The 25,934-nt window shown below is 71.4% G+C and carries 29 protein-coding genes; 14 read left to right on the top strand and 15 right to left on the bottom strand.

Annotated elements, in window-relative coordinates; all coding sequences use genetic code 11:
- The 7 genes from KUM03_RS29585 to KUM03_RS29555 form a co-directional block, all read left to right on the top strand.
- A partial coding sequence (locus KUM03_RS29585) for a BMP family protein (RefSeq protein ID WP_254400075.1) occupies window positions 1-823 on the top strand: 823 nt, incomplete at its 5' end.
- Window positions 824-1,048: 225 nt separating this feature from the next.
- Entirely contained in the window at window positions 1,049-2,608 is a 1,560-nt protein-coding gene (locus KUM03_RS29580) for an ABC transporter ATP-binding protein (protein WP_217253275.1), read from the top strand.
- Window positions 2,608-3,732: an ABC transporter permease gene (locus KUM03_RS29575; protein ID WP_217253273.1), complete on the top strand. Its 1,125-nt coding sequence runs from the start codon at window positions 2,608-2,610 to the stop codon at window positions 3,730-3,732. The genes KUM03_RS29580 and KUM03_RS29575 overlap by 1 nt, the downstream gene beginning before the upstream one ends.
- Entirely contained in the window at window positions 3,729-4,994 is a 1,266-nt protein-coding gene (locus KUM03_RS29570) for an ABC transporter permease (RefSeq protein WP_217253272.1), read from the top strand. The genes KUM03_RS29575 and KUM03_RS29570 overlap by 4 nt, the downstream gene beginning before the upstream one ends.
- Window positions 4,991-5,383, top strand: coding sequence for a cytidine deaminase (locus tag KUM03_RS29565; RefSeq protein WP_217253271.1), 393 nt, complete (start codon window positions 4,991-4,993; stop codon window positions 5,381-5,383). The genes KUM03_RS29570 and KUM03_RS29565 overlap by 4 nt, the downstream gene beginning before the upstream one ends.
- 20 nt (window positions 5,384-5,403) lie before the next feature.
- The gene (locus KUM03_RS29560) at window positions 5,404-6,681 is read left to right on the top strand and encodes a thymidine phosphorylase (RefSeq protein WP_217253342.1); all 1,278 of its coding nucleotides are present in this window, start codon (window positions 5,404-5,406) and stop codon (window positions 6,679-6,681) included.
- 74 nt (window positions 6,682-6,755) lie between these two features.
- Window positions 6,756-7,346, top strand: coding sequence for a Uma2 family endonuclease (locus tag KUM03_RS29555; RefSeq protein WP_217253269.1), 591 nt, complete (start codon window positions 6,756-6,758; stop codon window positions 7,344-7,346).
- Between the two features lies 1 nt (window position 7,347).
- Here the strand turns inward: KUM03_RS29555 and KUM03_RS29550 are convergent, their stop codons facing one another.
- Complete coding sequence (locus KUM03_RS29550) at window positions 7,348-8,268, bottom strand: AEC family transporter (RefSeq protein ID WP_217253267.1); 921 nt, start codon at window positions 8,266-8,268, stop codon at window positions 7,348-7,350.
- Window positions 8,269-8,403: 135 nt separating this feature from the next.
- Here KUM03_RS29550 and KUM03_RS29545 point away from each other — a divergent pair, with 135 nt between their 5' ends.
- On the top strand, window positions 8,404-8,790 hold the full coding sequence (locus tag KUM03_RS29545; RefSeq protein WP_217253265.1) for an STAS domain-containing protein: 387 nt from the start codon (window positions 8,404-8,406) through the stop codon (window positions 8,788-8,790).
- Here KUM03_RS29545 and KUM03_RS29540 read toward each other — a convergent pair.
- Both KUM03_RS29540 and KUM03_RS29535 read right to left on the bottom strand, forming a co-directional pair.
- On the bottom strand, window positions 8,674-9,687 hold the full coding sequence (locus tag KUM03_RS29540; protein ID WP_217253263.1) for a sigma-70 family RNA polymerase sigma factor: 1,014 nt from the start codon (window positions 9,685-9,687) through the stop codon (window positions 8,674-8,676). The two genes, KUM03_RS29545 and KUM03_RS29540, sit on opposite strands and share 117 nt — an antisense overlap.
- 123 nt (window positions 9,688-9,810) lie before the next feature.
- Window positions 9,811-11,112 carry an MFS transporter gene (locus KUM03_RS29535; protein ID WP_217253261.1) on the bottom strand — a complete coding sequence of 434 codons (1,302 nt, stop codon included), beginning with the start codon at window positions 11,110-11,112 and terminating at the stop codon, window positions 9,811-9,813.
- A gap of 63 nt (window positions 11,113-11,175) precedes the next feature.
- Between KUM03_RS29535 and KUM03_RS29530 the strand changes: the two genes are divergently transcribed.
- Window positions 11,176-12,129: a LysR family transcriptional regulator gene (locus KUM03_RS29530; protein WP_217253259.1), complete on the top strand. Its 954-nt coding sequence runs from the start codon at window positions 11,176-11,178 to the stop codon at window positions 12,127-12,129.
- A gap of 9 nt (window positions 12,130-12,138) precedes the next feature.
- Here the strand turns inward: KUM03_RS29530 and KUM03_RS29525 are convergent, their stop codons facing one another.
- Window positions 12,139-12,900, bottom strand: coding sequence for an alpha/beta hydrolase (locus KUM03_RS29525; RefSeq protein ID WP_217253257.1), 762 nt, complete (start codon window positions 12,898-12,900; stop codon window positions 12,139-12,141).
- A 162-nt stretch (window positions 12,901-13,062) separates the two neighbouring features.
- Between KUM03_RS29525 and KUM03_RS29520 the strand changes: the two genes are divergently transcribed.
- Window positions 13,063-14,232, top strand: coding sequence for an adenosine deaminase (locus tag KUM03_RS29520; RefSeq protein WP_217253255.1), 1,170 nt, complete (start codon window positions 13,063-13,065; stop codon window positions 14,230-14,232).
- A gap of 138 nt (window positions 14,233-14,370) precedes the next feature.
- Window positions 14,371-14,739 (top strand): ATP-binding protein, encoded by a 369-nt coding sequence (locus KUM03_RS29515; protein WP_073724784.1) that lies wholly within the window; start codon window positions 14,371-14,373, stop codon window positions 14,737-14,739.
- Between the two features lie 117 nt (window positions 14,740-14,856).
- Here KUM03_RS29515 and KUM03_RS29510 read toward each other — a convergent pair whose 3' ends face one another.
- The 5 genes from KUM03_RS29510 to afsQ1 form a co-directional block, all read right to left on the bottom strand.
- Window positions 14,857-15,060, bottom strand: coding sequence for a PspC domain-containing protein (locus KUM03_RS29510; protein ID WP_217253253.1), 204 nt, complete (start codon window positions 15,058-15,060; stop codon window positions 14,857-14,859).
- A gap of 95 nt (window positions 15,061-15,155) precedes the next feature.
- Complete coding sequence (locus tag KUM03_RS29505) at window positions 15,156-15,707, bottom strand: VanZ family protein (protein WP_217253251.1); 552 nt, start codon at window positions 15,705-15,707, stop codon at window positions 15,156-15,158.
- 102 nt (window positions 15,708-15,809) lie between these two features.
- On the bottom strand, window positions 15,810-16,430 hold the full coding sequence (locus KUM03_RS29500; protein WP_217253249.1) for a hypothetical protein: 621 nt from the start codon (window positions 16,428-16,430) through the stop codon (window positions 15,810-15,812).
- Window positions 16,430-18,034 (bottom strand): HAMP domain-containing sensor histidine kinase, encoded by a 1,605-nt coding sequence (locus tag KUM03_RS29495; RefSeq protein WP_217253247.1) that lies wholly within the window; start codon window positions 18,032-18,034, stop codon window positions 16,430-16,432. The genes KUM03_RS29500 and KUM03_RS29495 overlap by 1 nt, the downstream gene beginning before the upstream one ends.
- Window positions 18,031-18,708, bottom strand: coding sequence for a two-component system response regulator AfsQ1 (afsQ1, locus tag KUM03_RS29490; protein WP_003974066.1), 678 nt, complete (start codon window positions 18,706-18,708; stop codon window positions 18,031-18,033). Before afsQ1 ends, KUM03_RS29495 begins: the two co-directional genes overlap by 4 nt.
- A gap of 210 nt (window positions 18,709-18,918) precedes the next feature.
- Between afsQ1 and KUM03_RS29485 the strand changes: the two genes are divergently transcribed.
- Window positions 18,919-19,674: a SigE family RNA polymerase sigma factor gene (locus KUM03_RS29485; RefSeq protein WP_217253245.1), complete on the top strand. Its 756-nt coding sequence runs from the start codon at window positions 18,919-18,921 to the stop codon at window positions 19,672-19,674.
- Between the two features lie 241 nt (window positions 19,675-19,915).
- On the opposite strand, the gene KUM03_RS29480 is transcribed toward KUM03_RS29485, so the two are convergent.
- Entirely contained in the window at window positions 19,916-20,518 is a 603-nt protein-coding gene (locus KUM03_RS29480) for a uridine kinase (protein WP_217253340.1), read from the bottom strand.
- Between the two features lie 191 nt (window positions 20,519-20,709).
- Between KUM03_RS29480 and KUM03_RS29475 the strand changes: the two genes are divergently transcribed.
- A complete protein-coding gene (locus KUM03_RS29475; protein ID WP_217253243.1) occupies window positions 20,710-21,120 on the top strand; it encodes a hypothetical protein in 411 nt (136 codons plus the stop codon).
- A gap of 21 nt (window positions 21,121-21,141) precedes the next feature.
- Here KUM03_RS29475 and KUM03_RS29470 read toward each other — a convergent pair whose 3' ends face one another.
- The 5 genes from KUM03_RS29470 to deoC form a co-directional block, all read right to left on the bottom strand.
- Window positions 21,142-21,393: a type II toxin-antitoxin system RelE/ParE family toxin gene (locus tag KUM03_RS29470; RefSeq protein ID WP_217253241.1), complete on the bottom strand. Its 252-nt coding sequence runs from the start codon at window positions 21,391-21,393 to the stop codon at window positions 21,142-21,144.
- Window positions 21,390-21,644 (bottom strand): type II toxin-antitoxin system Phd/YefM family antitoxin, encoded by a 255-nt coding sequence (locus KUM03_RS29465; RefSeq protein WP_217253239.1) that lies wholly within the window; start codon window positions 21,642-21,644, stop codon window positions 21,390-21,392. The genes KUM03_RS29470 and KUM03_RS29465 overlap by 4 nt, the downstream gene beginning before the upstream one ends.
- A gap of 115 nt (window positions 21,645-21,759) precedes the next feature.
- The gene (locus KUM03_RS29460; RefSeq protein ID WP_217253237.1) at window positions 21,760-22,653 is read right to left on the bottom strand and encodes an aldehyde dehydrogenase; all 894 of its coding nucleotides are present in this window, start codon (window positions 22,651-22,653) and stop codon (window positions 21,760-21,762) included.
- On the bottom strand, window positions 22,646-24,088 hold the full coding sequence (locus tag KUM03_RS29455; RefSeq protein WP_217253235.1) for an aldehyde dehydrogenase family protein: 1,443 nt from the start codon (window positions 24,086-24,088) through the stop codon (window positions 22,646-22,648). The genes KUM03_RS29460 and KUM03_RS29455 overlap by 8 nt, the downstream gene beginning before the upstream one ends.
- Window positions 24,089-24,093: 5 nt before the next feature.
- On the bottom strand, window positions 24,094-25,059 hold the full coding sequence (deoC, locus tag KUM03_RS29450; protein ID WP_217253227.1) for a deoxyribose-phosphate aldolase: 966 nt from the start codon (window positions 25,057-25,059) through the stop codon (window positions 24,094-24,096).
- A gap of 159 nt (window positions 25,060-25,218) precedes the next feature.
- Between deoC and KUM03_RS29445 the strand changes: the two genes are divergently transcribed.
- The gene (locus tag KUM03_RS29445) at window positions 25,219-25,920 is read left to right on the top strand and encodes a PH domain-containing protein (RefSeq protein WP_217253225.1); all 702 of its coding nucleotides are present in this window, start codon (window positions 25,219-25,221) and stop codon (window positions 25,918-25,920) included.
- Window positions 25,921-25,934 lie beyond the last annotated feature (14 nt).

The following is a 25,934-nucleotide window of genomic DNA, read 5'->3' as shown; positions in this document are numbered from 1 at the left end:
CGCCATCGAGCCCACCGACGGCGAGACCAACGCCGACAAGGAGCAGCGGCTGTCCTCGCTGGCCAAGCAGGGCTACAACCCGGTCATCGGCGTCGGCTACGCGTACGCCGCCGCGCTGAAGAGCACCGCCGAGAAGTACCCGGACACCACCTTCGGCATCGTCGACGACGCCACGATCAAGGCGGACAACGTCGCCGACCTGGTCTTCAACGAGGAGCAGGCCTCCTACCTCGCCGGTGTCGCCGCCGCCAAGACCACCAAGACCAACACGGTCGGCTTCGTGGGCGGCGTGGACATCCCGCTGATCCACAAGTTCCAGGCCGGCTACGAGCAGGGCGTCAAGGACACCAACCCCAAGGTCAAGGTCATCTCGCAGTACCTGACGCAGACCGCGGAGGAGGGCGGCTTCTCCAGCCCCGACAAGGGCGAGACCGCCGCCGAGGGCCAGATCGAGAAGAAGGCCGACGTCGTGTTCGCGGCGGCCGGTCTCTCCGGCCAGGGTGTGATCGAGGCCGCCGCCGCCAACAAGGTGTGGGCGATCGGCGTCGACTCCGACCAGTACAAGCAGGACGCCCTCGCGAAGTACAAGGACTGGATCCTGACTTCGGCCACCAAGGACGTCGCCAAGGCGGTCTACAACCTCGCGAAGTCGGTCGAGGAGGGCAAGCCCGAGACCGGTATCGTTCGGGGCGATCTGAAGTCCGGCGAGGTCGGCCTCTCGAACTCCAACCCGAAGTTCGCGGACAACGCCGAACTCCAGGCAGCCATCAAGACGGCCAAGGAGAAGATCATCAGCGGCGAGATCAAGGTCAAGAGCAGCTGATCACCAGCAGTACCTCGAACAGCGTGTAACCGCGGTGGCCGCACCGCTCGACGGGGTACGGGGAGGGCGCCCCCGGGACCCTCCCCGTACCCCGTCGTGTCGATGTGCCGCCGCCGCTTTTAGATGCCGTAGGGGCGCTACGCGCGTAGACGGCCCCCGTCCCCAGGAGAGTGCGCCATCAACGCGTCCAGCAGCCCTCCGGCCGAAGCGGCGGTCAACGAATCGGTGACCGCCGTCGAGCTCGCCGGGATCACCAAGCGGTTCCCCGGCGTCGTGGCCAACCACGACATCCACCTCACCGTCCGCAAGGGCACCGTCCACGCCCTCGTCGGCGAGAACGGCGCCGGCAAGTCCACCCTGATGAAGATCCTCTACGGCATGCAGAAGCCGGACGAGGGCACCATCACGGTCGACGGCGAGCAGGTGAGCTTCTCCTCGCCCGCCGACGCCATCGTCCGCGGCATCGGCATGGTCCACCAGCACTTCATGCTCGCCGACAACCTCACGGTCCTCGAGAACGTGGTCCTCGGCAGCGAGAAGCTGTACGGCATCGGCGCCAAGGCCCGCCGCAGGATCAAGGAGATCTCCGAGCGCTACGGCCTCGGCGTGCGCCCCGACGTCCTCGTCGAGGACCTCGGCGTCGCCGCCCGCCAGCGCGTGGAGATCCTCAAGGTCCTCTACCGCGGCGCCCGCACGCTGATCCTCGACGAGCCCACCGCCGTCCTCGTGCCCCAGGAGGTCGACGCGCTCTTCGACAACCTGCGCGAGCTGAAGGCCGAGGGCCTGTCCGTCATCTTCATCTCCCACAAGCTGGGCGAGGTGCTGTCCGTCGCCGACGACATCACCGTCATCCGGCGCGGCACGACGGTCGGCACCGCCGTCCCGTCCGAGACCACCCCGCGCCAGCTCGCCGAGCTGATGGTCGGCAGCGAGCTGCCCACCCCCGAGACCGCCGAGTCCACGGTCACCGACCGCGCCGTCCTCTCCGTCGACACGCTGCGCCTGGCGGCCCCCGGCGGCAAGGCCCTCCTCGACGACATCTCCTTCACCATCCACGCCGGTGAGGTGCTGGGCATCGCCGGCGTCGAGGGCAACGGCCAGACCGAGTTGGTCGACGCCCTCATCGGCCTGCGCCACGCCGACTCCGGCACCATCCGCTTCCTCGACGAGGACATCACGGCGCTGCCCACCCGGGGGCGCCGCGAGCAGGGCGTCGGCTACATCCCCGAGGACCGCCACCGCCACGGCCTGCTCCTGGAGGCCCCCCTCTGGGAGAACCGCATCCTCGGCCACGTCACCGAGAAGCCCAACAGCAAGGGCGTCTGGCTCGACCTCAAGGGCGCCCAGGACGACACCCGCCGCATCGTCGAGACGTACGACGTCCGCACCCCCGGCATCGACGTCACCGCCGCCTCCCTGTCCGGCGGCAACCAGCAGAAGCTGATCGTCGGCCGCGAGATGAGCCACAAGCCGCGCTTCCTCATCGCCGCCCACCCCACCCGCGGCGTGGACGTCGGCGCGCAGGCCGCCATCTGGGACCACATCCGCGAGGCCCGCCGCGAGGGCCTGGCCGTCCTGCTGATCTCCGCCGACCTGGACGAGCTGATCGGCCTGTCCGACACCCTCCGGGTGATCTACGACGGCAAGCTGGTCGCCGACGCCGACCCGGCCACCATCACCCCCGAGGAACTGGGCTCGGCCATGACCGGCGCCGCCTCCGGACACCTCGAACACGAAGAGACCCCGGCCGACGGCGGCCCGGGCGCGGAAGACGAGGCCCGCTGATGAAGAAGTTCGACAAGGAGCGCGTGCTCCTCGCGGTGGCCGGCCCGGTCATCGCGCTCGCCGTGGCCTTCGTGCTCAGCGCGATCGTCCTGATCGCCTCGGGCAAGAACCCGGTCGAACCGTTCGCCCTGATGTTCGAGCAGGCCGGATTCTCCGACATCCAGGTCCTGATCATCAACCAGGCGTCGATGTACTACATCGCGGCCCTCGCGGTGGCCATCGGCTTCCGGATGAACCTGTTCAACATCGGCGTCGACGGCCAGTACCAGCTGGCCGCCATGATGGCCGCCATCGTCGGCGCCCACGCGAACCTCCCCGCCTTCCTCCAGATCCCGCTCCTCCTCCTGACCGCTGTCCTCACCGGCGCCTTCTGGTCCGGCATCGCCGGTGTCCTCAAGGTGACCCGGGGCGTCAGCGAGGTCGTCGCGACGATCATGCTGAACGCCATCGCCACCTCGGTCATCGGCTACCTGTGGCTGCCCGACGTCTTCGGCGTCAAGATCGGCAACAACAACACCACCGGCGAGATGCACGAGTCCGGCTGGGTCCCCGGCATCGACATGGGCGCGGCCGGCGAGATCTACGGCCTGGTGATCCTCGCCGTCCTCCTCGGCATCGGCTACGGCATCGTCCTCAACCGCACCCGCTTCGGCTTCGACCTGCGCGCCTCCGGCGCCTCCGAGTCCGCCGCCGCGGCCAGCGGCGTCAGCCCCAAGCGCATGGTGCTCACCGCGATGCTGCTCTCTGGCGGCCTCGCCGGCCTCGCGGGCCTGCCGATCCTCCTCGGCGACACCCACACCTACAGCCTCAACTTCCCCACCGGGATCGGCTTCCTCGGCATCGGCATCGCCCTGCTCGGCCGCAACAGCCCCGTCGGCATCGCCTTCGCGGCCCTGCTGTGGGCCTGGCTCGACAAGGCCAGCCCCGAGCTGGACTTCCACGGCTACGACAAGGAGATCGCGGTCATCATGCAGGGCCTGATCGTCCTCTCGGTCGTCGTCTCCTACGAGGCCGTCCGCGAGTGGGGCCTGCGCCGCCAGCAGCGCCGCGTCGGCGCGGAGCTGGCCGCCGGTCACGTCCTCGGCGCCACCGACAACACCAAGAAGGAGGTGGCTGGCCGATGACCACCGCAACCGACCTCAACCAGCCCACGCTGGAGCACGGGGCCCCGGCCGGCCGCCGGATCTCGCTGCCCGTCCTGCTGCTGATCATCGCCGGTGCCCTGGCACTGACCTCCATCGTCCGCCTGATCACCGGCGCCAACGGCATCACCAACGTCAGCCAGATGTCCACCGCGCTCCAGCTCGCCGTGCCGATCGGCCTCGCCGGTCTCGGCGGCCTGTGGGCGGAGCGCGCGGGCGTCATCAACATCGGCCTGGAGGGCATGCTGATCCTCGGCACCTGGTTCGGTGCCTGGGCCGGCTTCCAGTGGGGCCCGTGGACCGGCGTCCTGATGGGCATCGTCGGCGGCGCGCTCGGCGGCCTGCTGCACGCCGTCGTCACGGTCACCTTCAAGGTCAACCACATCGTCTCCGGTGTGGCCATCAACATCCTCGCCCTCGGCGCCACCCGCTACCTCGCCCCCCTCGCCTTCGAGGGCCACCAGGGCGGCTCCGCCAAGCAGTCCCCGCCGGTGGACTCGCTGGGCCACTTCTCGGTGCCGGGGCTCTCCAGCGGTCTGGAGAGCCTCAACGACCAGCACTGGTTCTTCGTCTCCGACATCGCCGGCCTGCTCGGCGGCCTGGTCACCGACGTCTCCTGGCTCACCCTGATCGCCGTCGCGCTCATCCCCGGCAGCTGGTACGTCCTGTGGCGCACCCCGTTCGGCCTCCGCCTGCGCTCCTGCGGCGAGAACCCGGTCGCCGCCGAGTCCCTCGGCGTCAACGTCTACAAGTACAAGTACCTCGCCGTGATCATCTCCGGCGGCCTGGCCGGCCTCGGCGGCGTCTTCCTCTCCATCGTCGCCAACCCCTTCTACCTGGAGGGCCAGACCAGCGGCCGCGGCTACATCGGCCTCGCGGCGATGATCTTCGGCAACTGGATGCCGGGCGGCCTCGCCATCGGCGCCGGCCTCTTCGGCTACACCGACAGCCTCAACCTGCGCGGCGGCTCCGCCAACGTGCACGCCCTGCTGCTGCTCGGCGCGCTGCTGCTGGTCGCCGGCGCCATCTGGCTCGCGATCCGCAAGAAGTACGTCAAGGCCGCGATCACCGTGGTGATCGGCGCCCTGGTCTTCGCCTGGTACGCCACCACCGACGACGTCCCCAACCAGGTCGTCTCCGCCACGCCGTACGTCGTCACCCTCGTCGTCCTCGCACTGTCCGCCCAGCGGCTGCGGATGCCGAAGGCGAACGGCATGCAGTACCGGAAGGGACAGGGCAAATGACCGACGTCGACTGGGGCGCGCTGCGCACGGCGGCCCGCGAGGCGATGGGCCGCGCCTACGCCCCGTACTCCGGGTACGCCGTCGGCGCCGCCGCCCTGGTCGACGACGGCCGCACCGTCACCGGCTGCAACGTCGAGAACGCCAGCTACGGCATCGGCCTGTGCGCCGAGTGCGGCCTCGTCTCCCAGCTCCAGCTCACCGGCGGCGGCCGGCTGACGCACTTCGCCTGCGTCGACGGCCACGGCGAGATCCTCGTCCCGTGCGGCCGCTGCCGGCAGCTGCTGTACGAGTTCGGTGGTCCGGAGATGCTGCTGGAGACCCCGGAGGGCATCCTCCCCCTGTCCCGGATGCTCCCGCAGGCCTTCGGCCCCGACCACCTCACCAAGTAAGGAAGCGAGCCTTCATGGCCATGGACGTCATCTCCGTCATCCGCACCAAGCGGGACCGCGGCGAACTCAGTGCCGAGCAGATCGACTGGGTCATCGACGCCTACACGCGCGGCGCGGTGGCAGACGAGCAGATGTCCTCGCTCGCGATGGCGATCCTGCTCAACGGCATGAACCGCGGCGAGATCGCCCGCTGGACCGCCGCGATGATCGCCTCCGGCGAGCGCATGGACTTCTCCTCCCTGTCCCGCCCGACCGCCGACAAGCACTCCACGGGCGGCGTCGGCGACAAGATCACGCTGCCGCTGGCGCCCCTGGTGGCGGCCTGCGGCGCGGCCGTCCCCCAGCTCTCCGGCCGCGGCCTCGGCCACACCGGCGGCACCCTGGACAAGCTGGAGTCCATCCCCGGCTGGCGCGCCCTGCTCTCCAACGAGGAGATGCTGAACGTCCTGGACGGGACGGGCGCGGTGATCTGCGCGGCCGGTGACGGCCTCGCCCCCGCCGACAAGAAGCTGTACGCCCTCCGGGACGTCACCGGCACGGTCGAGGCGATCCCTCTCATCGCCTCCTCCATCATGTCCAAGAAGATCGCCGAGGGCACCGGCTCCCTGGTCCTGGACGTGAAGGTGGGCAGCGGCGCCTTCATGAAGACCATCGAGGACGCGCGGGAGCTGGCGTCGACGATGGTCGGCCTCGGCACCGACCACGGCGTGAAGACGGTCGCGCTCCTCACGGACATGGCGACGCCCCTCGGCCTCACGGCGGGCAACGCCCTGGAGGTCCGGGAGTCGGTCGAGGTCCTGGCGGGCGGCGGCCCGGCGGACGTGGTCGAGCTGACGTTGGCCCTGGCCCGGGAAATGCTGGACGCGGCGGGCCTGCCCGACGCCGACCCGGCGAAGACCCTCGCCGACGGCTCCGCGATGGACGTCTGGCGCCGCATGATCGCGGCCCAGGGCGGCGACCCCGACGCGGCCCTGCCCACGTCGAAGGAACAGCACGTGGTGAAGGCGGGCGCCTCGGGCGTCCTGACCCGCCTCGACGCCTACGACATCGGCGTCGCCGCCTGGCGCCTGGGCGCGGGCCGCGCCCGCAAGGAGGACCCGGTGCAGGCCGCCGCGGGCGTCGAACTCCACGCCAAGCCCGGCGACACGGTCACCGAGGGCCAGCCCCTCCTGACCCTCCACACCGACACCCCGGACCGCTTCGAGTACGCCCTCGCGGCGGTGGAGGGTTCGTACGACGTGGCTCCGGCGGGCACGGACTTCACGGCGTCGCCGGTGGTGCGGGAGCGTATCGCCTGATCAGGGGGTTCCTCGATCGGGTGAACGGGACCGGTGGACCTCCACCGGTCCCGTTCGGCATGTTCACTGACGGGATGCGGGAAATCGAGGGTGACTACATCCTGGCCGACAACGTGTGGGACGAGATTGTCTGGGTCTGGCGCCAGACAGAGGCGCCCAAAGGCTGCAAGGCGGAGATTGTCGAAGGGCTCATCACGGTCGCTCCGCTGTCCTCCGTCGCGCACAACGGCGTCGCCGAACGCGTGCAGCGACGTCTCTACGACGTGGTCCCGCAAGACTGGGGCATCTATCAGCGGCTTCCCCTCGCCGTACCCGGCCGTCTCGGTCTTTTCGAGCCGGACCTGGTCGTGGTGCCGAAGCAATTGCTGCGTGCGGGAGAGGAGCAGCTGATCCCCGCGTCCAAGGCCGAACTCGTCGGGGAGATCGTCTCCGCGGCCACGGCGACCAACGACCGGATTCACAAACACGCGGGCTACGCCCAGGCAGGCGTCCCGTTGTACCTCCTGATCGACAGCCTGGCGCCGGGCGGCCCGACGGTCACGCGCTACGGCGAACCCGACGGCGAGACCTATCGGGTCCTGTACGCAGGAAGAGTCGGCGATCCGGTGGTGTTGCCGGCGCCCTTCCAGTGCACGTTGCACACCAGTGAGTTCCCTGGACGCTGACTCACCCCAACACCGCCGCCACCCCCACCAACACCGGCACCGAAACCACCGTAGACACCAGGATCGCGTCCCGCGCCAGCCGCTCGCCCACCCCGTACGTCGACGCGTACGTGTACAGGTTCTGCGCCGCCGGCAGCGCCGACGTCACCACCACGTCGAGCAGTTGGGCGCCCCGCAGTCCGAACACCCCGGACGCCAGTGCCCAGGCCACCGCCGGCTGCCCCACCGTCTTCAACGCCACCGCGAGCAGCACCGGCCGCCGTTCCACGCCCCGCAGCGGCATCGTGGAGCCGCACAGACCGATGCCGAAGGCCAGCAGGACCGCCGGCACCGACATGTTGCCGATCAAGGTCACCGGATCCATGACCGCGTCCGGCACCCGCAGCCCACTCGCGGCGACCGCGACCCCGGCCAGCGAGCCCAGCGCTATCGGATTGCGCACCGGCGTCAGCAGTCGCCGCCACACCGGGCCCTTCCCGCCCCCTCCCGACAGGTCCAGGATCGTCACCGCGATCGGCGTCACCAGCACCAGCTGGAACAGCAGCACCGGCGCCACCAGCGAGGCGTCGCCCAGGACGTACACGGCGATCGGGATGCCGAGGTTGCCGGAGTTGACGTAGCCGGAGCAGAGCGCGCCGATCGTCGTCCGGCCCACGCCCCAGTGCCGTGCGACGCCCACCGCGACGAAGACCCCGGCCACCGCCACCGTCGACAGCGCCGTGACCAGCAGCCGGCTGGAGAAGACGACGGACAGGTCGGCCGTCGCGAGGGTCGTGAACAGCAGGGCGGGGGAGGCCACGTGGAAGGCGAGCTTGGTCAGGACCTCGCGTCCCTGGGGGCCGAGGTGGCCCCGCAGACCGAGTACATAGCCCACGGCGATGACGACCGCGATGACCGCGAAGCCGGTCAGCACCCCCTGCACGGAACCTCCCCGACAAGCAGGCCGAGCGGACGGGCCTGGGACGCCAGGGCGCGGGGAGGGGATACGTGGGGCATGCAGCAAACCCTCCGGCGGAGGGTGCGCGCACGTCAATGTGATCTCTGATGGCGGGCACCGATGAGTTCCCGCCGCGCCCCGGGTCTACCGCACGTGGACGCCGTGACACCCGCCGTACTCGTGCTGCCGGGGCCCGTCTCCCGAGGGGAGACACCCCGGCTCTGCGACGAGGTGCGCGCGCTGATGGAAAGCACCCGGGCCGGGGTGGTCGTCTGCGACGTCGGCGGTCTTGGACCGCCGGGGCTCGCCGTCGTCGATCTGCTGGCCCGCCTGGAGCTCACCGCCCGGCGGGCCGGTGGCCGCATCCGGCTGCGCGACCCCGATCCCGCGCTACACGCCCTTCTCGACCTCGTCGGCCTCCGCTTCGAGACGGAGCGGCAGGTCGAACAGCGGGAACCACCGCTTGGTGTCCAGGAAGCAGTGGAACCCGGTGATGCGGCCCTCTGAGATCTCCAGCACCTGGACCGCCCACGGGGCGAAGCCGCCCGCCTCCTCGTCCGGCTTGTAGTGCGCGAAGGCCGGCAGCCCGTTGGCCTCGACCGGCACCAGCCGCGAGTTCGCGCACGCGGCGCCGAGGGTCGTCATGAAGCCCGTGATGTCCGCCGAGCCGGACAGCCACAGGTCGAACGGCGGCATCGTCATGATGGCGTCCTCGTGCAGCAGCTCCGTCAGGGCCGTCATGTCGTAGCCCTCGAAGGCCGCGACATAGCGCTCCAGGAGCTTCTGCTGCTCCTCGTCCAGCGGGTCCGAGACCGCCGCCCCGTCACCCTGCTCCGCCCGCTCGGCGAGGGTCGCGCGGGCGCGCTGGAGGGCGCTGTTGACGGAGGCGACCGACGTGCCGAGCAGCTCGGCGACCTCGCTCGCCCTCCACGCCAGCACCTCGCGCAGGATCAGCACCGCCCGCTGCTTGGGCGGCAGCTGCTGGAGCGCCGCCATGAAGGCGAGCCGCACCGACTCCTTGGCGACCGCGGCCTCGGCCGGGTCGGCGGTCGAGGGCAGTACGCGGGCGTCCGGCATCGGCTCCAGCCAGGTGTTGTCCGGGCGGGGGGAGAGGGCGGCCTGCGCGAGGGGTGTGGAGTCGGTCAGGTCCATCGGGCGGGCCCGCTTGTTGCCCGCGGTCAGCATGTCCAGGCAGACGTTGGTCGCGATGCGGTAGAGCCAGGAGCGGAGGCTGGAGCGGCCCTCGAACTTGTCGTAGCTCCGCCAGGCGCGGACCAGGGTGTCCTGGACCGCGTCCTCGGCCTCGAAGGAGGAGCCGAGCATCCGGTAGCAGTACCCCGTCAGCTCGACCCGGTGCTTCTCCAGCGCGGCATCCAGCTCCGTCGTCACGGTGCCGTTGGTCATCGTCCACCCACCCCTGTGGCGTTCCCGTCGTGCGCGTCTTCGCGCCTCGCACTTCGGAAGCTACCGCAGGGGACTGACAATGGCCTGTGCAGTCGGGAAAAGACCAGGTGAGGAAGGTGGGCCTCAGGCCCGCGCCGGCACGCCCCCGCCCGTGCGCCGTGCCGCCAGCGAACCGGCCACCGTGATCGCCACGACGCCCACCACCGCCAGCAGCCCGACGCCGACCGTCCCGGCCCAGCCGCCGGAGTGGAAGGCCATCGCGCCGACCGTGCTGCCCGCGCTGGAGCCGATGTAGTAGGCGGACTGGTACAGCGCCGAGGCCTGCGCGCGGCCGTGCGTGGCCGTCCGGCTCACCGCCGAGGAGGCCACCGCGTGCCCGGCGAAGAAGCCCGCCGTGATCAGCACCAGGCCCAGCAGGACCAGCGGGAGGGAGGGGGCGAGGGAGAGCAGCAGGCCCACCGCGGTCGTACCGCCGCCCAGGTACAGCGCCCCGCGCCGGCCGAGGCGGCCCACCAGGCGGCCCGCCGTGGACGCGGAGACCGTGCCCACCAGGTACACCAGGAAGATCGAGCCGATGAGGCCCTGCGGCAGCGAGAACGGGGCTTCCGCCAGGCGGTAGCCGATCACCGTGTAGACGCCGCCGAACACCGTCATGAACAGCGCGCCGATCGCGTACAGGCGGCGCAGCAGCGGGTTGGCGAGGTGGTCGCGGACCGTGCGGGCCAGGACGCGCGGGCGCAGCGAGCCCGGGGTGAAGTGCTTCGGCGCCGGCAGCAGCATCCGGAAGGCCACCGCGCACGCCACCGCCACCACGCCGATCACGCCGACCGCGACCCGCCAGCCCCACTCCTGGGCGACCCAGCCGGTGATGACCCGGCCGCTCATCCCGCCGACGCTGTTGCCCGCGACGAACAGGCCGATCGCGGTGACCAGCGCCCGCGGGGTGACCTCCTCCGCGAGGTACGCGGTCGCCGAGGCGGGCAGCCCCGCCAGTGCCGCGCCCTGCACCGCGCGCAGCGCGACCAGCGCCGGCAGCGACGGGGCGAAGGGGACCAGCAGCCCGACGGTCACCGCGACCGCCAGGGACGCCGTCATGACCGTACGCCGTCCGAACCGCTCCGACAGCGCGCTCATCGGCAGCACGAACACCGCGAGGCCACCGGTCGCCGCGGCCACCGTCCAGCTCGCGTCGCCCGCCGTGACACCCATGTCGCCGGAGATCAGCGGCAGCAGCGCCTGGGTGGAGTAGAGCAGCGCGAAGGTCGCGACGCCCGCGAGGAAGAGGGCGAGACTCATCCGGCGGTAGCCGGGGCCGCCCGGGGCCATGCGCGAGTCGGGGCCGCCGGGTGTGCCGGGGACGTCGGGGGCGGATACGGAAGCGGCGGCGCCCACGGTGGTGGACGCCCCGGTATCGGCGGGAGTCATACCGTGACCGTACGGAGCCAGCGACTCATCCGTCCAATGCATGGAATGGCCATAATCGTTCCCATGGTGCATCAGCAAAGCTCACAGGCACGCCTGTCACCTTCCGGTGACACAGAAGACATCGTCGCGCTGCTCGCGCCGCGCCTGGCGCACTTCGCCGGCGTGGCCCGCACCGAGCACGTCACCCGGGCCGCGCAGGAGATGAACGTCCCCCAGTCGACGCTCTCCCGTGCGCTCGTCCGGCTCGAAGCGGACCTGGGCGTCGACCTGTTCGTCCGCCGTGGCCGCACCCTCGCGCTGACCGTCGCCGGGCGCACCTTCCTCGGCTCGGTCGAGCGTGCCCTCGCCGAGGTCGAGCGGGCCGCCGAGGAGGTCCGTGCGGACGCCGACCCGGCCACCGGCAAGGTCGCCTTCGGCTTCCTGCACACCATGGGCGCCGAGACCGTCCCCGGCCTGCTGCACGCCTTCCGCGCCGACCACCCCCGGGTGCGCTTCAGCCTGGTCCAGAACTACGGCGAGGCGATGCTGGAACGTCTGCGCGCCGGTGAACTCGACCTCTGCCTGACCTCCCCGGTCCCGGACGCTCCCGACCTGGTCGCCCGCCGCCTGGACGAACAGAAACTGCGCCTGGTCGTCCCCGCCGACCATCCGCTGGCCGGCCGGCGGCGCATCCGCCTCGCCGAGGCCGCCGACGAGAACTTCGTGACCCTGGAGCCCGGATACGGCCTGCGCCGCATCACCGACGCCCTGTGCAAGGAAGCGGGCTTCCGGCCCCGGGTGGCCTTCGAGGGGGAGGAGGCCGAGACCCTGAGGGGCCTGGTCGCCGCCGGTCTCGGCGTCGCGCTCCTGCCGCCGCCCGCGGTGCCCCGCCCCGGCGTGGTGGAACTGACGGTCACGGCGCCGCGCGCGGCCCGGGAGATCGGCGTGGCCTGGCTGGCGGGGCGCACGGACACACCTCCGGTGGCGGCGTTCAAGAAGTTCCTGCTGTCGAGGCGGGGCCACCTCCTCCCGGACTGACCGCGGCGGCTACCGCCGCAACGACTTCCCGAACCCCACCGCGAGCGGCATCCGCAGCCCCAGCGGCGGGGGAGCGGCCAGCGCGTCCTCCACCGGGCGGGAGAAGGACTGCCCGAAGAGCGCGCCCATCACGAAGTCCTCCGCCAGCGCCGCCACTTCCTCCCGGTAGTGCCGCAAACCGTGGCCGTCGGAGTGGACTTCGAACCGGCACACGGCGCGGTTGGCCTTCTTCGCCCGGGAGGCCAGCCGGAACGACAGCTCGGGGTCGCTGCGTTCGTCGTTGGTGCCGTGCACGATCAGCACCTGCCGCCCGGTGAGCTGCTTCACCGGCTCGGGGGGCGCGGCCATGTCCTCGTCGGGCAGCCAAGGGGCGATCGCCAGCACGGAGTTGACGGCCTCGTGCCCGGCCGCCCGCAGCGCGGCCCGCCCGCCCATGCCGAGGCCGGCCAGGCAGACGGGCACGTCGCCGTAGCGCCGTACGGCCTCGTCGGCGGCCCAGTCGGCGTCGCGGGCGAGGTGCGCCTCCGCACCGTTCCAGCCCCGGTAGCGGTAGTGCACGACATGCGTGGCCAGGCCCTCGTCCCGCCCCGCGCGCGCGAGCCGGCGCCCGAGCGTGCGCACGGAGGCCGCCGCCAGCAGCGGAGACGGTCTGCGGCTGGACACCTCGTCCCCGGCGGGGAGCAGCAGCACCACCCCGCTCACCGCCGTCCCCTCCGGACCGAGCGTTCGCCCCAGCCGGGCCCGACGGACCGGCGTCGCTTGCTGTGCCATGGCAGAACATTCTCAGAAGACCGGGTGTACGCCACCCGTCATCGCAGTCACCGTTACATATCGGCCGGTTCGTAAAGCCGTGAATCCCGCCCTCGCCGTCGCGTTCGACCGTGTCCGTGCGTTCGCCCGGTGCTCTACGCGCGTAGGAGTTAGAGTGCGGAAATGACGAGCCAGAGCACCGCGAAGACCAGCGCGAGGACGCCGACGCCGGACCACATCCGCCGGGCGCCGAAGGTTCTGCTGCACGATCACCTCGACGGCGGGCTGCGCCCCGGCACGGTCGTCGAACTCGCCCGCGCCACGGGCTACTCGAATCTCCCGGAGACCGACGCCGACCGGCTCGGCACATGGTTCCGCCGGGCCGCCGACTCCGGGTCGCTGGAGCGCTACCTGGAGACCTTCTCCCACACCGTGGGCGTCATGCAGACCCGCGACGCCCTGGTCCGGGTCGCCGCCGAGTGCGCCGAGGACCTCGCCGAGGACGGCGTCGTCTACGCGGAGGTGCGCTACGCCCCCGAGCAGCACCTGGAGGGCGGACTCAGCCTCGAAGAGGTCGTCGAGGCCGTCAACGAGGGCTTCCGGGAGGGCGAGCGGCGGGCCCGGGAGGGCGGCCACCGCATCCGCGTCGGCGCCCTGCTCACCGCCATGCGGCACGCCGCCCGCGCCCTGGAGATCGCCGAACTCGCCAACCGCTACCGCGACCTCGGCGTCGTCGGCTTCGACATCGCGGGCGCCGAGGCCGGCTACCCGCCCACCCGGCACCTGGACGCCTTCGAGTACCTCAAGCGGGAGAACAACCACTTCACCATCCACGCGGGTGAGGCCTTCGGCCTGCCGTCCATCTGGCAGGCCCTCCAGTGGTGCGGCGCCGACCGGCTCGGGCACGGCGTGCGCATCATCGACGACATCCAGGTCCACGAGGACGGCACGGTCAAGCTCGGCCGGCTCGCCTCGTACGTCCGGGACAAGCGCATCCCCCTGGAGCTGTGCCCCAGCTCCAACCTCCAGACCGGCGCGGCGGACTCGTACGCCGAGCACCCGATCGGCCTGCTGCGCCGGCTGCACTTCCGCGCCACGGTGAACACGGACAACCGGCTGATGTCCCACACCAGCATGAGCCGTGAATTCGAGCACCTTGTCGACGCGTTCGGTTACACGCTCGACGACATGCAGTGGTTCTCCGTCAATGCGATGAAATCAGCGTTCATTCCTTTCGATGAACGACTGGCCATGATCAATGACGTCATCAAGCCCGGATATGCGGAGCTGAAATCCGAATGGCTGTTCCAGCAGACCGCTTCCACCAGCACTTTCGCCGAGAGCGAGGGCTGATCGAGGGGGGACGGTAATACGGAAATGCGGACGGGCTTTCACAATCCGTCCGCATTTCGATGTTTGCCGCGAGGGGTGGTGCGTGTTTACGGTCAAGGACCGCTCACATCCCCGTCATCCCATTCGAGGACGCATTTCATGAAGCAGTCTGCTGCCAAGACCCTCGGTGTCGCCGCCCTCGGTGCCGCCTTCGCCGCCGCCGGCGCGGGTGCGGCCACCGCGGCCCCCGCGCTCCCGGACACCGCCCAGACGGTGGACTCCGTCGCCCGGACGCTGCCCGCGGAGACCGTCTCCCAGGTGGTGCCCGGCGCCGGCAACATCGTGGAGCAGGGCCGCAAGGTCTCCGCCACGGGTCTGACCGCCGCGCAGCCGGTCGTCGAGCAGGTCGTCGAGCAGCAGCTCTCCGAGGGCCCGACCAAGCCGGTCGCCGGACTCCTCGGCGGTCTGCCCGCCAAGGGCCTGCCCACCCAGGGCCTGCCGGTCAACGGCCTCCCGATCGGCGGCTGACCCACAGCCCCAGACGCGCCGGAAGGGGCGCACCCGGTGTCGCCGGGTGCGCCCCTTCGGCGTACCAGAGGGAGGTACGTCAATCGGGCGCCGTCACCTGCCGTCGGTGCGGGCCGGTCACCACGCCGTCCGCGCGGCCTTCTCCTCGGACGGCAGCAGGATCCACAGCGCCAGGTAGAGCAGGAACTGCGGGCCGGGTAGCAGGCAGGAGACCACGAAGATCACCCGCATCGTGGTGGTGGAGGTGCCGAAGCGCCGGGCCAGCGCGGCGCACACTCCGCCGATCATGCGGCCGTGGGTGGGGCGGGCGAGGCGGGACATCGCGGCTCCTTCGTCAGCGTGTGGCGGGTCTGCCCTGTCGGCTTCCCCTTCATCCGCCCTCCACGCTACGGAGACGAACGGAACAAAGCGTCGCTCTACGGGGCGATACCGACCCTGGGAATCGTCGGGGTCCGCCCCTGAGCGGGCTCCTCCTGGGGGACGTCCTCCCGCGGCGCCCGCTCGGACCAGCGACGGACCCGGGCGCGGCCCGCGGGCACGACGGCGAGGTGTACGAGGGCCACGCCCGCCGTGTTCAGCAGCAGCGAGTCGACGTCGACGACCTGGCCGGGCACCCCGGTCTGCAACAGCTCGATGCCCAGTGACAGCAGCGCCGCCGCGGCCGTGGTGCGCAGCAGCGAGCCCAGCGGGGAGACGGCCAGCCGGCCGCCCGCCACCGGCAGCAGGACGCCCAGCGGCGCCAGCAGTGCCAGCGACCCGCCGATGGCCCGGGCCGCCGCGGGCCAGCCCAGCGCCAGATCGGCGCGGATGCCGTCGAAGGGGTGCAGGTTCGGCGGCAGCACCCAGGGCACGTCCAGTGGCCGCAGCGTGTACCAGGCGACGAACGCGAGATGTGCGACCAGGAGGACACTTCCTGTCACACGGATGCGGAGCGCGGCGCTGCCGCCGAGGAACCCATGACGCTGCACGCCCCCCTAGACGCGGCCGCCGCCGCGCGCGGTTCCGGCCCCTCCCACGCAAGGGTGAGGCTTGCGCCACACGGCCCACGTCACAGGGTCCCCTTCGCCGGATCAGCCGTCGGTGACCTCGGTGGACGGAGGCTCGTTGCTGCCCGGACGGGCGCGGACCTCGTCCGTGCAGGAGTAGCGGCGGGCGGGCGCGTCGGAGGGGCCGGCCAGGATGACGGAGCCGTCGCCCTCGGCCGCCGCCGAGTCGGAGAAGGTGCACACCACCTGGGCGAGCGCGTACGAGGTGAGGTCGGCGGGGGCGGTGCCCAGGCGCAGCGTGTCCTCGGGGTCACCCGGCCGCGGGCCGCTCACGGTGATCCCGTCGCGAACGTCCGTCGTGTACCCGGCCTGCTTCTCCGCGGCCGACGGCGACTGAGCCAGCTCGTCGAGCAGCCCCTGGGCCACCCGCGCCCGCCGCCCGGAGTCCGCCGCGGCCTCCGGAACCCGTACCGTCCGGTCCACGGCCACCAGAGACGAGCCGCACAGCAGGAACACGCGTACCGGCATCCCGGGCGCGGCCCGCTCCGCCGCGTCCGGATCGGCGAGCGAGCAGCGCGCCCGCGAGGGCGCCGGACCGAAGTCCGTGGGCACCTCGGTGGCACGGATGCCGCACCCGGTGAGCAGCAGGGCCGGCACGGCCCACAGGACCGCTCGGCGGAGTGCCGGCCGACGGCGTACGGTCATCAGACCTGTCCCTTCGGGTCCTCGCCCTTGCTCTCGTCTCCCGAGGAGCCGTCGTCATCCTCCGCCGGCGGCGACGGGTCCTGCGGCAGCCGCAGCACGAACACCGCGCCCCCCTCGGGATGGTTCTCGGCGCTGATCTCACCGCCGTGGATGTGCGCGTTCTCCAGGGCGATGGACAGGCCGAGCCCGCTGCCCTCGGAGCGGGGCCGGGACGCGCTCGCCTTGTAGAAGCGGTCGAAGACGTGCGGCAGGACGTCCTCGGGGATGCCGGGCCCGTGGTCCCGCACCCGGATGACGATCTCGTCGTCCGCCCGCGCCACCGACACCCTCACCGGCGACCCGCCGTGCTTGAGCGCGTTGCCGATCAGGTTGGCCAGGATGACGTCCAGCCGGCGCGGGTCGAGCCGTGCGTGGATGCCGCGCTCGGCGTCCAGGTCGACGGCGTCCAGCCAGGCGCGGGCGTCGACGCAGGCGGTGATCTGGTCGGCGACGTCGACGTCGTCGAGGACCAGCCGAGCCGTGCCCGCGTCGAAGCGGGTGACCTCCATCAGGTTCTCCACGAGGTCGTTCAGCCGCCGCGTCTCGCTGACCACCAGCCGTACGGCGGGCTCGACCATCGGGTCGAAACTCCCGCCCTCGCCGTCGCCCTCGCCCGCGTACTCCAGCTCCTCCTCCAGCACCTCCGTCACCGCGGTGAGCGCCGTCAGCGGCGTACGCAGCTCATGGCTCATGTCCGCCACGAAGCGCCGCGACGCCTGCTCCCGGCCCGCCATGTCCGCGACCCGCTTCTCCAGGTTCTCGGCGGCGCTGTTGAACGTCCGGGACAGATCGGCCAGTTCGTCGGTGCCGGACACGCGCAGCCGGGTGTCCAGCTTGCCCTCGCCGAGCCGCCGCGCCGCGACTCCCAGCCGGTGCACCGGCTTGAGCACGGTCGTCGCCAGCGCCTGGGCGAGCAGCGCGGAGCCGAGCAGCGCGAGCCCGGTGGCGATCCCCAGCGACCAGGCCAGCGAGTTGAGGTCCTTCGCCTCCGGCTCCAGCGACTTGAGCATGTAGCCGGTCGGCCCGCCGCCGATCACCTTCGTGCCGGCCACGAGGTACGGGGTGCCGTCCTCGGTGGTCCGCTGCCAGTACAGGTGGTACGGGTGCTTGTTGGCCGAGGTGAGCTTCTGCTCCTTGTTCACCGCGGTGCGCAGCGACTCGGGCACGTCGGCCAGCGAGAAGCCGCCCAGCCCGCCGGAACTGGCGTACACGGTCTTCCCGTCGGAGTTCTCGGCGACCAGCAGCACGCTGAACCGCTGGCTGCTGCTCGCCATCTGCCCCGCCGTGTGCTGCAACTCGTCCTGCGAGGGATGCTCCGGCAGCGCGCCCGCGCGGTTCTGCATCTCCTGCTCGAAGCCCCGCAGCACGGCGTCCTGGGCGCGGGTCAGCACCGCCTCCCGGTTCAGCCAGTAGGCGATGCCGGACGCGGAGACGGCCGCGGTGAGCGCGACCAGACCGAAGACGAGGACGAGCCTGAGCCGCAGACTGGTGAAGCGCAGCCCGGACCAGACTCCCTTGCGAGCCGCGGCCAGGCCGCGTGATCCCCCCTGGTGCTTCTGTGTCACTGCGGCGGATCCAGCCGGTAGCCGACACCCCGCACGGTACGGATCAGGGTCGGGGACGACGGTACGTCCTCGACCTTGGCGCGCAGCCGCTGCACGCAGGCGTCGACCAGCCGGGAGTCGCCGAGGTAGTCGTGCTCCCACACCAGCCGCAGCAACTGCTGGCGGGACAGCGCCTGGCCCGGCCGCCGGCTCAGTTCGAGCAGGAGCCGCAGCTCGGTCGGCGTGAGCTGGAGGTCCTCCCCGTTCTTGGTCACGGTCATCGCGGAGCGGTCGATGACGAGGCTGCCGAAGCTCGCCGAGTCGGTCGACTCCCGCTCCCCGCGCCGCAGCACGGCCCGGATACGGGCGTCCAGCACCCGGCCCTGGACGGGTTTGACCACGTAGTCGTCGGCGCCCGACTCGAGACCGACGACCACGTCGATGTCGTCGTTGCGCGCGGTCAGCAGGATGATCGGCAGCTGGTCGGTGCGCCGGATGCGCCGGCACACCTCGAACCCGTCGATGCCGGGCAGCATCACGTCCAGCACGATCAGGTCCGGCCGCTGCTCGCGCAACAGCTTCAGACCGTCCTCGCCGCTGGCAGCGGTGGCCACCCGGTGACCCTGGCGCGTCAGTGAGAGCTCCAGGGCCGTGCGGATGGCGTCGTCGTCCTCGATCAGCAACAGGGAAGGCACGGGCTCATTCTGGCCCATGGAGGGGGTGCGGTTCGACCTGTGGGTCCACAACGGTGCCCGCCCCGCCGCCGGACCCTGTGAAGGAACCGTGCGGCACCGGTGACGGACCCCTGTGACAGGTCTGTGACAGTCGGCGGACACGGCCATGAAGTCGCCCCGGCAAGCTTTTCGGCACAGGCAACACCGGAAGTCCACGACGGGAGGCGCGAGATGAACACGCTGCACGGCACCAGCACCAGCGCAGTGGTCACGCGTCTGCACGACGTGCACGCACACCGGTCCGCAGAGAAGTCCGGTGCCGTGAGCGGGCGGGGGTGCGCTCGCGGCACCGGGCGGCAGCACACCGCCTACATGACGGTGGTGGACGCCGCCAAGGGGGGAACCCAGGGGGGATCGCACGGGGGAACGGCGTACGGGGAGGCCGAGGGGGAGCGCCGCTCGCTGTCGGAGGCGGAGTTCACCGCCTACGTCCGGGAGCGCCGCGCCTCCCTGTACGCCACCGCCTACCACCTGACCGGCGACCGCTTCGAGGCCGAGGACCTGCTGCAGAGCGCGCTGTTCTCGACCTACCGGGCGTGGGACCGGATCAGTGACAAGGCCGCGGTCGGCGGATACCTCCGCCGCACCATGACCAACCTGCACATCAGCGCCTGGCGGCGCCGCAAGCTCAACGAGTACCCGACCGAGGAATTGCCGGAGAGGGCCGGCGACACGGACGCGATGCGCGGCACCGAGCTGCGTACGGTCCTGTGGCAGGCGCTGGCCCGGCTGCCCGAGCTCCAGCGCACCATGCTGGTCCTGCGCTACTACGAGGGCCGCACGGACCCGGAGATCGCGGACATCCTCGGCATCAGTGTCGGCACGGTGAAGTCCAGCATCTGGCGGTCGCTCCGCCGGCTGCGCGAGGACGAGGTCCTCAGCTTCGGCCGTGACCGGGAGGACGCCTTCGGCGAACTCGTCGCCTGAAGGTCAGGGGGTCCGGGGGGACCTCCGGAAGGACCCGTGAAAAAAGTTCGAGCCGGGGTGTATCAGAGGGAGGGGACCGGGCTCTTACTCACGGGGAAGCACCACGGGGGAACAACGGGGGGACACGGGGGAACGGGGAACACGGGGGAGCACGGGGGAAGAGAGCGGGGCTGGAGGGCCGGGGGGTCCGTCCAGCCCCGCTCTCGCGTGTACGGGGTACGGGGTGCGCGCGTGGGGCGCGTTACGCCGCCGTACGCGCCGTGGCACACCGCCCCGCCGCGGCAGCCGCCAGCCGGCCCATCGCCTCGTCCCGGTCACAGGCGTACGCGCCCAGGGCCGTCTGCCGTGCGATGACCGACCGTTCCTGCCGCATCAGCCGCCAGCCGCGGCGCAGCAGGAACGGCACCGACTTGCGGCTCTCCCGCAGGTCCCGCACGAAGCGCCGACGGAAGGTCGTCACCGGCCCCCGGCTCAGACAGAGCGCGTCGGCCAGGACGCCCAGCTCCCGGCAGCGTGCCACGAGTTCGGCGGCGAAGATCCCCTCCGCGAGGAACAGGGGGGTGCGCCCGATGTCGACCGCCTCCTCGCCGGTGCGCGCGCTCAGCGAGATGTCGTAGACGGGCACCCGTGTACGGCCCGACCGGCACAGCTCCGTGATGGCGGCGACGGCCGCGTCCGCGTCCCACGAGGCCGGGTGGTCCCAGTCGATGTCGGAGCTCTGCGGCACCAGCGGCAGCGTCGGGTCGGTGCCCTCCTTGTAGAAGTCGTCGAGCCGCAGCACCGGAAGGCCGGAGTGGGCGGCGAGGAGGGACTTGCCGGAGCCGGAAGGGCCGCAGAGCAGCACGACTCGCGTCGGTATGGGCGGATGGGAGCTCACGGGACACCAGTCTGAGGCATCCGACGGCCGCCGTACGACCCCGCGGGCGGACTTTGCCGCGCGCGTCACATCCCGATCGCGCTGCGCGGTGACCTGATCACGGTGCGCGCTGTTATCAGGGCAGTCCGTAGCAATCCACACCAAGAGGTGGCTCACCGATGGCCCGACACGCATCCCCCCGCACCACCACCGTCCACCGCGCCCTGGTTCTGCTCGCGACCGCGGGGGCCGCCCTGGGGGCGGGCGCGGCCACGGCTTCCGCGGCGGAAGGCAGCGGCGAGACGATCGCGGGACTGGCCCACACCCGCCCCACCTCGATGGGCAACATCGACCCGCAGGCGGGCGTCCAGGCGGTGACCGGCATCGTCGGCTACGTCACCGGCCCGGTCGCCGACCTCAAGCCCAACCCGCTGGCCGGCACCGGCGTCGACCCCCTCGACAACGGCGTCGGCACGAAGGTCGCCGACTTCCAGCCGCTGACCTCGACGGCCCTGACGGGGCCGGTCGCCCAGGCGCAGTCGCTGGGCGCCGTGCCGGTGCTGGGGCAGGCGACGGAACTGCTGCGCTGACGCGACCGGCCCGGCGAGGGGTCAGGCGGTTCGGCCGAGGTGGGTTACCAGGATGCGAATGACGTCTTGGTCGATGGCGTAGAGAGCCCGGTACTCACCGATGCGCAGTCGCCGAATGTTGGCTGATCCGTACGGGACCGAACCGGCGGGGCGGGGGTCGTCCGCCAGTTTGTCGATGGTGTCCAGCACCAGGGCAAGGCCGCCCGGGTCGTCTTCGAGGAACCGGGCGGCGGCGTTGAGAGCCTGTGGCTCGAAAACAATCTCGTAGGTCACTTCTGTTCGAGCCCCAGCCGCCGGCGCACCTCAGCCATGGGGATGCCCTCTCCGAGCGTCCCCTCCGCCTTGCGCCGCTGATAGTCCGCTACTGCCAGCGCGTCCTCCAGATCCTCTATCAACTGAGGCGACACGAGAAGGGCGGCCACGTGCCCGTGGTCGGTGAGCGCGATGGTCTCGCGGCCGTGGGCGGCACGGCGCACGAGGTCGCCGAGCTGGGAGCGAGCAGCGCTGATGGCGATCTCAGTCATGGCCACATGATGGCCCAAGTGTCATCTTGTGGTCAACTCGGTGATGAACTGAAACGAAGAGTCGTGCCCTCCCCGGACGGTGGGAGGGCACGACTCGGTCGTGGTGACGTGCGGCTCAGTACGACGAACCGGACGCGCCCAGCGAGCCCGTCGGGTGCCAGACCGTCTTCGTCTCCAGGAACGCCGTCATGCGGTCGGTGCCCGGCGTCGCCGACCAGCCCGCGTCGTCCACAGGCTGTGGACGCAGGACGCGCTTGAGGTTGTCGGCCGCCGCGATCTCCAGCTCCTTCGCCAGCGTCTCGTCGGCGCCCGCGAGGTCGATCGCGTTGACGTCCTGGTGGGCGGCGAGGGGCGTGGCGATCTCGGCCGTACGGCCGGAGAGGATGTTGACCACGCCGCCGGGAAGATCGGAGGTGGCCAGGACCTCACCCAGGGAGAGAGCGGGGAGGGGCGACTTCTCCGACGCCACCACGACCGTCGTGTTGCCGGTCGCGATGACCGGGGCGACGACCGAGACCAGGCCCAGGAACGACGACTCCTGCGGGGCCAGGACGGCGACGACGCCGGTCGGCTCCGGGGAGGAGAGGTTGAAGAAGGGGCCCGCCACCGGATTGCCGCCGCCGATCACCTGGGCGATCTTGTCGGTCCAGCCCGCGTACCAGACCCAGCGGTCGATCGCGGCGTCCACCTGCGCCGCCGCCTTCGACTTCGACAGGCCCTCGGCGTCGGCGACCTCCGCGACGTACTGGTCGCGGCGGCCCTCCAGCATCTCGGCGATGCGGTAGAGGATCTGGCCGCGGTTGTACGCCGTCGCGCCGGACCAGCCGCCGAACGCCTTGCGCGCGGCGACCACCGCGTCACGGGCGTCCTTGCGGGAGGAGAGCGGGGCGTTCGCCAGCCACTTGCCCTTCGCGTCTGTCACCTCGTACACCCGGCCGCTCTCGGAACGCGGGAACTTCCCGCCGACGTACAGCTTGTAGGTCTTCAGCACGCTGAGTCGGTCAGACATCGAGGTACGCCTCCAGGCCGTGGCGGCCGCCCTCGCGGCCGAAGCCCGACTCCTTGTAGCCGCCGAACGGCGAGGTCGGGTCGAACTTGTTGAACGTGTTGGACCAGATCACGCCCGCGCGGAGCTTGTTCGCGACCGCCAGGATGCGCGAGCCCTTCTCCGTCCAGATGCCGGCGGACAGGCCGTACGGCGTGTTGTTGGCCTTGGCGACCGCCTCGTCCGGCGTACGGAAGGTGAGGACGGACAGGACCGGGCCGAAGATCTCGTCGCGGGCGACCGTGTGCGCCTGGGTGACGTTCGTGAAGAGCGTCGGGGCGAACCAGTAGCCGGTCGAGGGGAGTTCGCAGGCCGGGGACCAGCGCTCGGCGCCCTCCGCCTCGCCCTGGTCGGCGAGCGCGGTGATCCGGGCCAGCTGCTCGGCGGAGTTGATCGCGCCGATGTCGGTGTTCTTGTCGAGCGGGTCGCCCAGGCGGAGGGTGGTGAGCCGACGCTTGAGGGAGTCCAAGAGCTCGTCGTGGATCGACTCCTGGACCAGCAGGCGGGAGCCCGCGCAGCAGACCTGGCCCTGGTTGAAGAAGATGCCGTTGACGATGCCCTCGACGGCCTGGTCGATCGGCGCGTCGTCGAAGACGATGTTCGCGCCCTTGCCGCCAAGTTCGAGCGTCAGCTTCTTGCGGGTGCCCGCGACCGTGCGCGCGATCTCCTTGCCGACGGCGGTGGAGCCGGTGAAGGCGACCTTGTTCACGTCCGGGTGGGCGGTCAGAGCCGCTCCGGCGCGGCCGTCGCCGGTGATGATGTTGACGACGCCCTTGGGCAGGCCCGCCTGGCGGCAGATGTCCGCGAAGAACAGGGCGGAGAGGGGGGTCGTCTCGGCGGGCTTGAGGACCACCGTGTTGCCCGTCGCGAGCGCCGGGGCGATCTTCCACGCCAGCATCAGGAGCGGGAAGTTCCAGGGGATGACCTGGCCCGCGACGCCCAGCGGGCGCGGGTTCGCGCCGTAGCCGGCGTGGTCGAGCTTGTCCGCCCAGCCCGCGTAGTAGAAGAAGTGCGCGGCGACCAGGGGGAGGTCCGCGTCGCGGGTCTCCCTGATCGGCTTGCCGTTGTCCAGGGTCTCCAGGACGGCCAGCTCGCGGCTGCGCTCCTGGATGATCCGGGCGATGCGGAACAGGTACTTCGCGCGCTCGGCGCCGGGGAGCGCCGACCACTTCTCGAAGGCCTTGTGGGCCGCCTTCACGGCGCGGTCGACGTCCGCCTCACCGGCCTCGGCGACCTCGGAGAGGACCTCCTCGGTCGAGGGGGAGACCGTTTTGAAGACCTTGCCGTCGGCGGCCTCGGCGAACTCGCCGTCGATGAACAGGCCGTACGAGGGCGCGATGTCGACGACCGCACGGGACTCGGGTGCCGGTGCGTACTCGAATGCAGATGCAGATGCCATGGGGATCAGTCCACCGTCACGTAGTCGGGGCCGGAGTAACGGCCTGTGGCCAGCTTCTGGCGCTGCATCAGCAGGTCGTTCAGAAGCGAGGACGCGCCGAAGCGGAACCAGTGGTTGTCCAGCCAGTCCTCGCCGGCGGTCTCGTTGACCAGGACCAGGAACTTGATCGCGTCCTTGGCGGTACGGATGCCGCCGGCCGGCTTCACACCGACCTGGACGCCGGTCTGGGCGCGGAAGTCGCGGACCGCCTCCAGCATCAGGGTGGTGTTGGCGGGCGTGGCGTTCACCGCGACCTTGCCGGTGGACGTCTTGATGAAGTCGGCGCCGGCCAGCATGCCGAGCCAGCTCGCGCGGCGGATGTTGTCGTACGTCGACAGCTCGCCGGTCTCGAAGATGACCTTCAGGCGGGCGGACGTGCCGCAGGCCTCGCGTACGGCGGTGATCTCGTCGTACACCTTCATGTAGTTCCCCGCGAGGAAGGCGCCGCGGTCGATGACCATGTCGACCTCGTCGGCCCCTGCCGCCACGGCCTCGCGCACGTCGGCCAGCTTGACGGCGAGCGAGGCGCGGCCCGCCGGGAACGCCGTGGCGACCGAGGCGACCTTCACGCCGGAACCGGCCACGGCCTCCTTGGCGGCGGGCACCATGTCGGGGTAGACGCAGACGGCCGCCGTGGTGGGGGCGGTGCGGTCGGTCGGGTCGGGGTGGGCCGCCTTCGCGCCGAGCGCCCGGACCTTGCCCGGGGTGTCCGCGCCTTCCAGCGTCGTCAGGTCGACCATCGAGATGGCGAGGTCGAGGGCGTACGCCTTCGCGGTGGTCTTGATCGAACGGGTGCCGAGCGAGGCGGCGCGCGCCTCCAGGCCGACCGCGTCGACGCCGGGCAGCCCGTGGAGGAAGCGGCGCAGCGTGCTGTCGGACGCGGTGACGTCGGCGAGTCCGTGTGCGGGAGCAGCGGATGCAGTGGTGGGCATGGTCACCAGGCGAGCATATCTACGCGCGTAGCGGCTGTACAGTCCCGTGCGGTTGTTCCGCGGTTGTTCAGGGGACGGCGCGATCGGTGGGCGCGGTCCGGCACCGCCTGTCAGCCCCGTGCGTCAGTGCCGTGCATGGCGTCGGGCACAATCGGCTGCATGACGACCCCGGAGCCCCAGTCACCGTCGCCGCAGCCTCCGGTACCCGTGTCCAAGGACCGGGCCTACCGCTCGCCCGCAGGCATCGCCGGCGGCGTTCTGCTGCTCGCCCTCGCCCTCTGGCTCGGTATCGACGCCCTGGTCGCCGGGGAGGGGCGCACCCCCTGGCTGGCGCTCGCGGCGCTGCTGTTCCTCGTGCCGCTCATCGCCACCTACACCGTGCGGCCCGCCGTCTTCGCCAACGACGACCGGCTGCGCGTGCGCAATCCATTCCGCGTGATCGTGATCCCCTGGGGGCAGGTCGCCTCGTTCCGGTCGGCCTACTCCAACGAGGTTCTCACCGAGGGTGGCGACAAGTACCAGATGTGGTCCATCCCGGTCTCGCTGCGCGGCCGCAAGAAGGCCGCGCGGCAGGAGGCGCGGCGGGCCGCCGGGGCCGGCCGGGGGCGGGGGCGCGTGCTCGGCGGCTCCGGGCAGTCCGGGGCCGAGACCGACATCGACGGCGCGGAGCCGGACGCGGCGGTGGACCGGCCGGTGCGCGCCGAGGCCGACAAGATCATGGACGAGCTGCGCGACCTGCTGGAGGCGCGGAAGCCGGCCGAGACCTCGCAGGGCGAGGTGACGGTGCGGTGGGCCTACGAGATCCTCGCGCCGGTGGTGGTGGGGGCGGTGTTGTTGGCGGTGCTGATGGCCACGGGGTGACGACCCGGGGCGGT

This window comes from Streptomyces sp. AC602_WCS936 (assembly GCF_019049125.1).
Lineage (GTDB): Bacteria > Actinomycetota > Actinomycetes > Streptomycetales > Streptomycetaceae > Streptomyces.
This window is presented reverse-complemented; position numbering and strand designations above follow the sequence as displayed.

Coding starts and splice junctions, on each gene's coding strand:
- KUM03_RS29575 (WP_217253273.1), top strand. CDS start 2,608: ATGAAGAAGTTCGACAAGGAGCGCGTGCTCCTCGCGGTGGCCGGCCCG.
- KUM03_RS29570 (WP_217253272.1), top strand. CDS start 3,729: ATGACCACCGCAACCGACCTCAACCAGCCCACGCTGGAGCACGGGGCC.
- KUM03_RS29565 (WP_217253271.1), top strand. CDS start 4,991: ATGACCGACGTCGACTGGGGCGCGCTGCGCACGGCGGCCCGCGAGGCG.
- KUM03_RS29560 (WP_217253342.1), top strand. CDS start 5,404: ATGGACGTCATCTCCGTCATCCGCACCAAGCGGGACCGCGGCGAACTC.
- KUM03_RS29555 (WP_217253269.1), top strand. CDS start 6,756: ATGCGGGAAATCGAGGGTGACTACATCCTGGCCGACAACGTGTGGGAC.
- KUM03_RS29545 (WP_217253265.1), top strand. CDS start 8,404: ATGAGTTCCCGCCGCGCCCCGGGTCTACCGCACGTGGACGCCGTGACA.
- KUM03_RS29540 (WP_217253263.1), bottom strand. CDS start 9,687: ATGACCAACGGCACCGTGACGACGGAGCTGGATGCCGCGCTGGAGAAG.
- KUM03_RS29535 (WP_217253261.1), bottom strand. CDS start 11,112: ATGACTCCCGCCGATACCGGGGCGTCCACCACCGTGGGCGCCGCCGCT.
- KUM03_RS29530 (WP_217253259.1), top strand. CDS start 11,176: ATGGTGCATCAGCAAAGCTCACAGGCACGCCTGTCACCTTCCGGTGAC.
- KUM03_RS29525 (WP_217253257.1), bottom strand. CDS start 12,900: ATGGCACAGCAAGCGACGCCGGTCCGTCGGGCCCGGCTGGGGCGAACG.
- KUM03_RS29520 (WP_217253255.1), top strand. CDS start 13,063: ATGACGAGCCAGAGCACCGCGAAGACCAGCGCGAGGACGCCGACGCCG.
- KUM03_RS29515 (WP_073724784.1), top strand. CDS start 14,371: ATGAAGCAGTCTGCTGCCAAGACCCTCGGTGTCGCCGCCCTCGGTGCC.
- KUM03_RS29510 (WP_217253253.1), bottom strand. CDS start 15,060: ATGTCCCGCCTCGCCCGCCCCACCCACGGCCGCATGATCGGCGGAGTG.
- KUM03_RS29500 (WP_217253249.1), bottom strand. CDS start 16,430: ATGACCGTACGCCGTCGGCCGGCACTCCGCCGAGCGGTCCTGTGGGCC.
- KUM03_RS29485 (WP_217253245.1), top strand. CDS start 18,919: ATGAACACGCTGCACGGCACCAGCACCAGCGCAGTGGTCACGCGTCTG.
- KUM03_RS29475 (WP_217253243.1), top strand. CDS start 20,710: ATGGCCCGACACGCATCCCCCCGCACCACCACCGTCCACCGCGCCCTG.
- KUM03_RS29465 (WP_217253239.1), bottom strand. CDS start 21,644: ATGACTGAGATCGCCATCAGCGCTGCTCGCTCCCAGCTCGGCGACCTC.
- KUM03_RS29460 (WP_217253237.1), bottom strand. CDS start 22,653: ATGTCTGACCGACTCAGCGTGCTGAAGACCTACAAGCTGTACGTCGGC.
- KUM03_RS29455 (WP_217253235.1), bottom strand. CDS start 24,088: ATGGCATCTGCATCTGCATTCGAGTACGCACCGGCACCCGAGTCCCGT.
- deoC (WP_217253227.1), bottom strand. CDS start 25,059: ATGCCCACCACTGCATCCGCTGCTCCCGCACACGGACTCGCCGACGTC.
- KUM03_RS29445 (WP_217253225.1), top strand. CDS start 25,219: ATGACGACCCCGGAGCCCCAGTCACCGTCGCCGCAGCCTCCGGTACCC.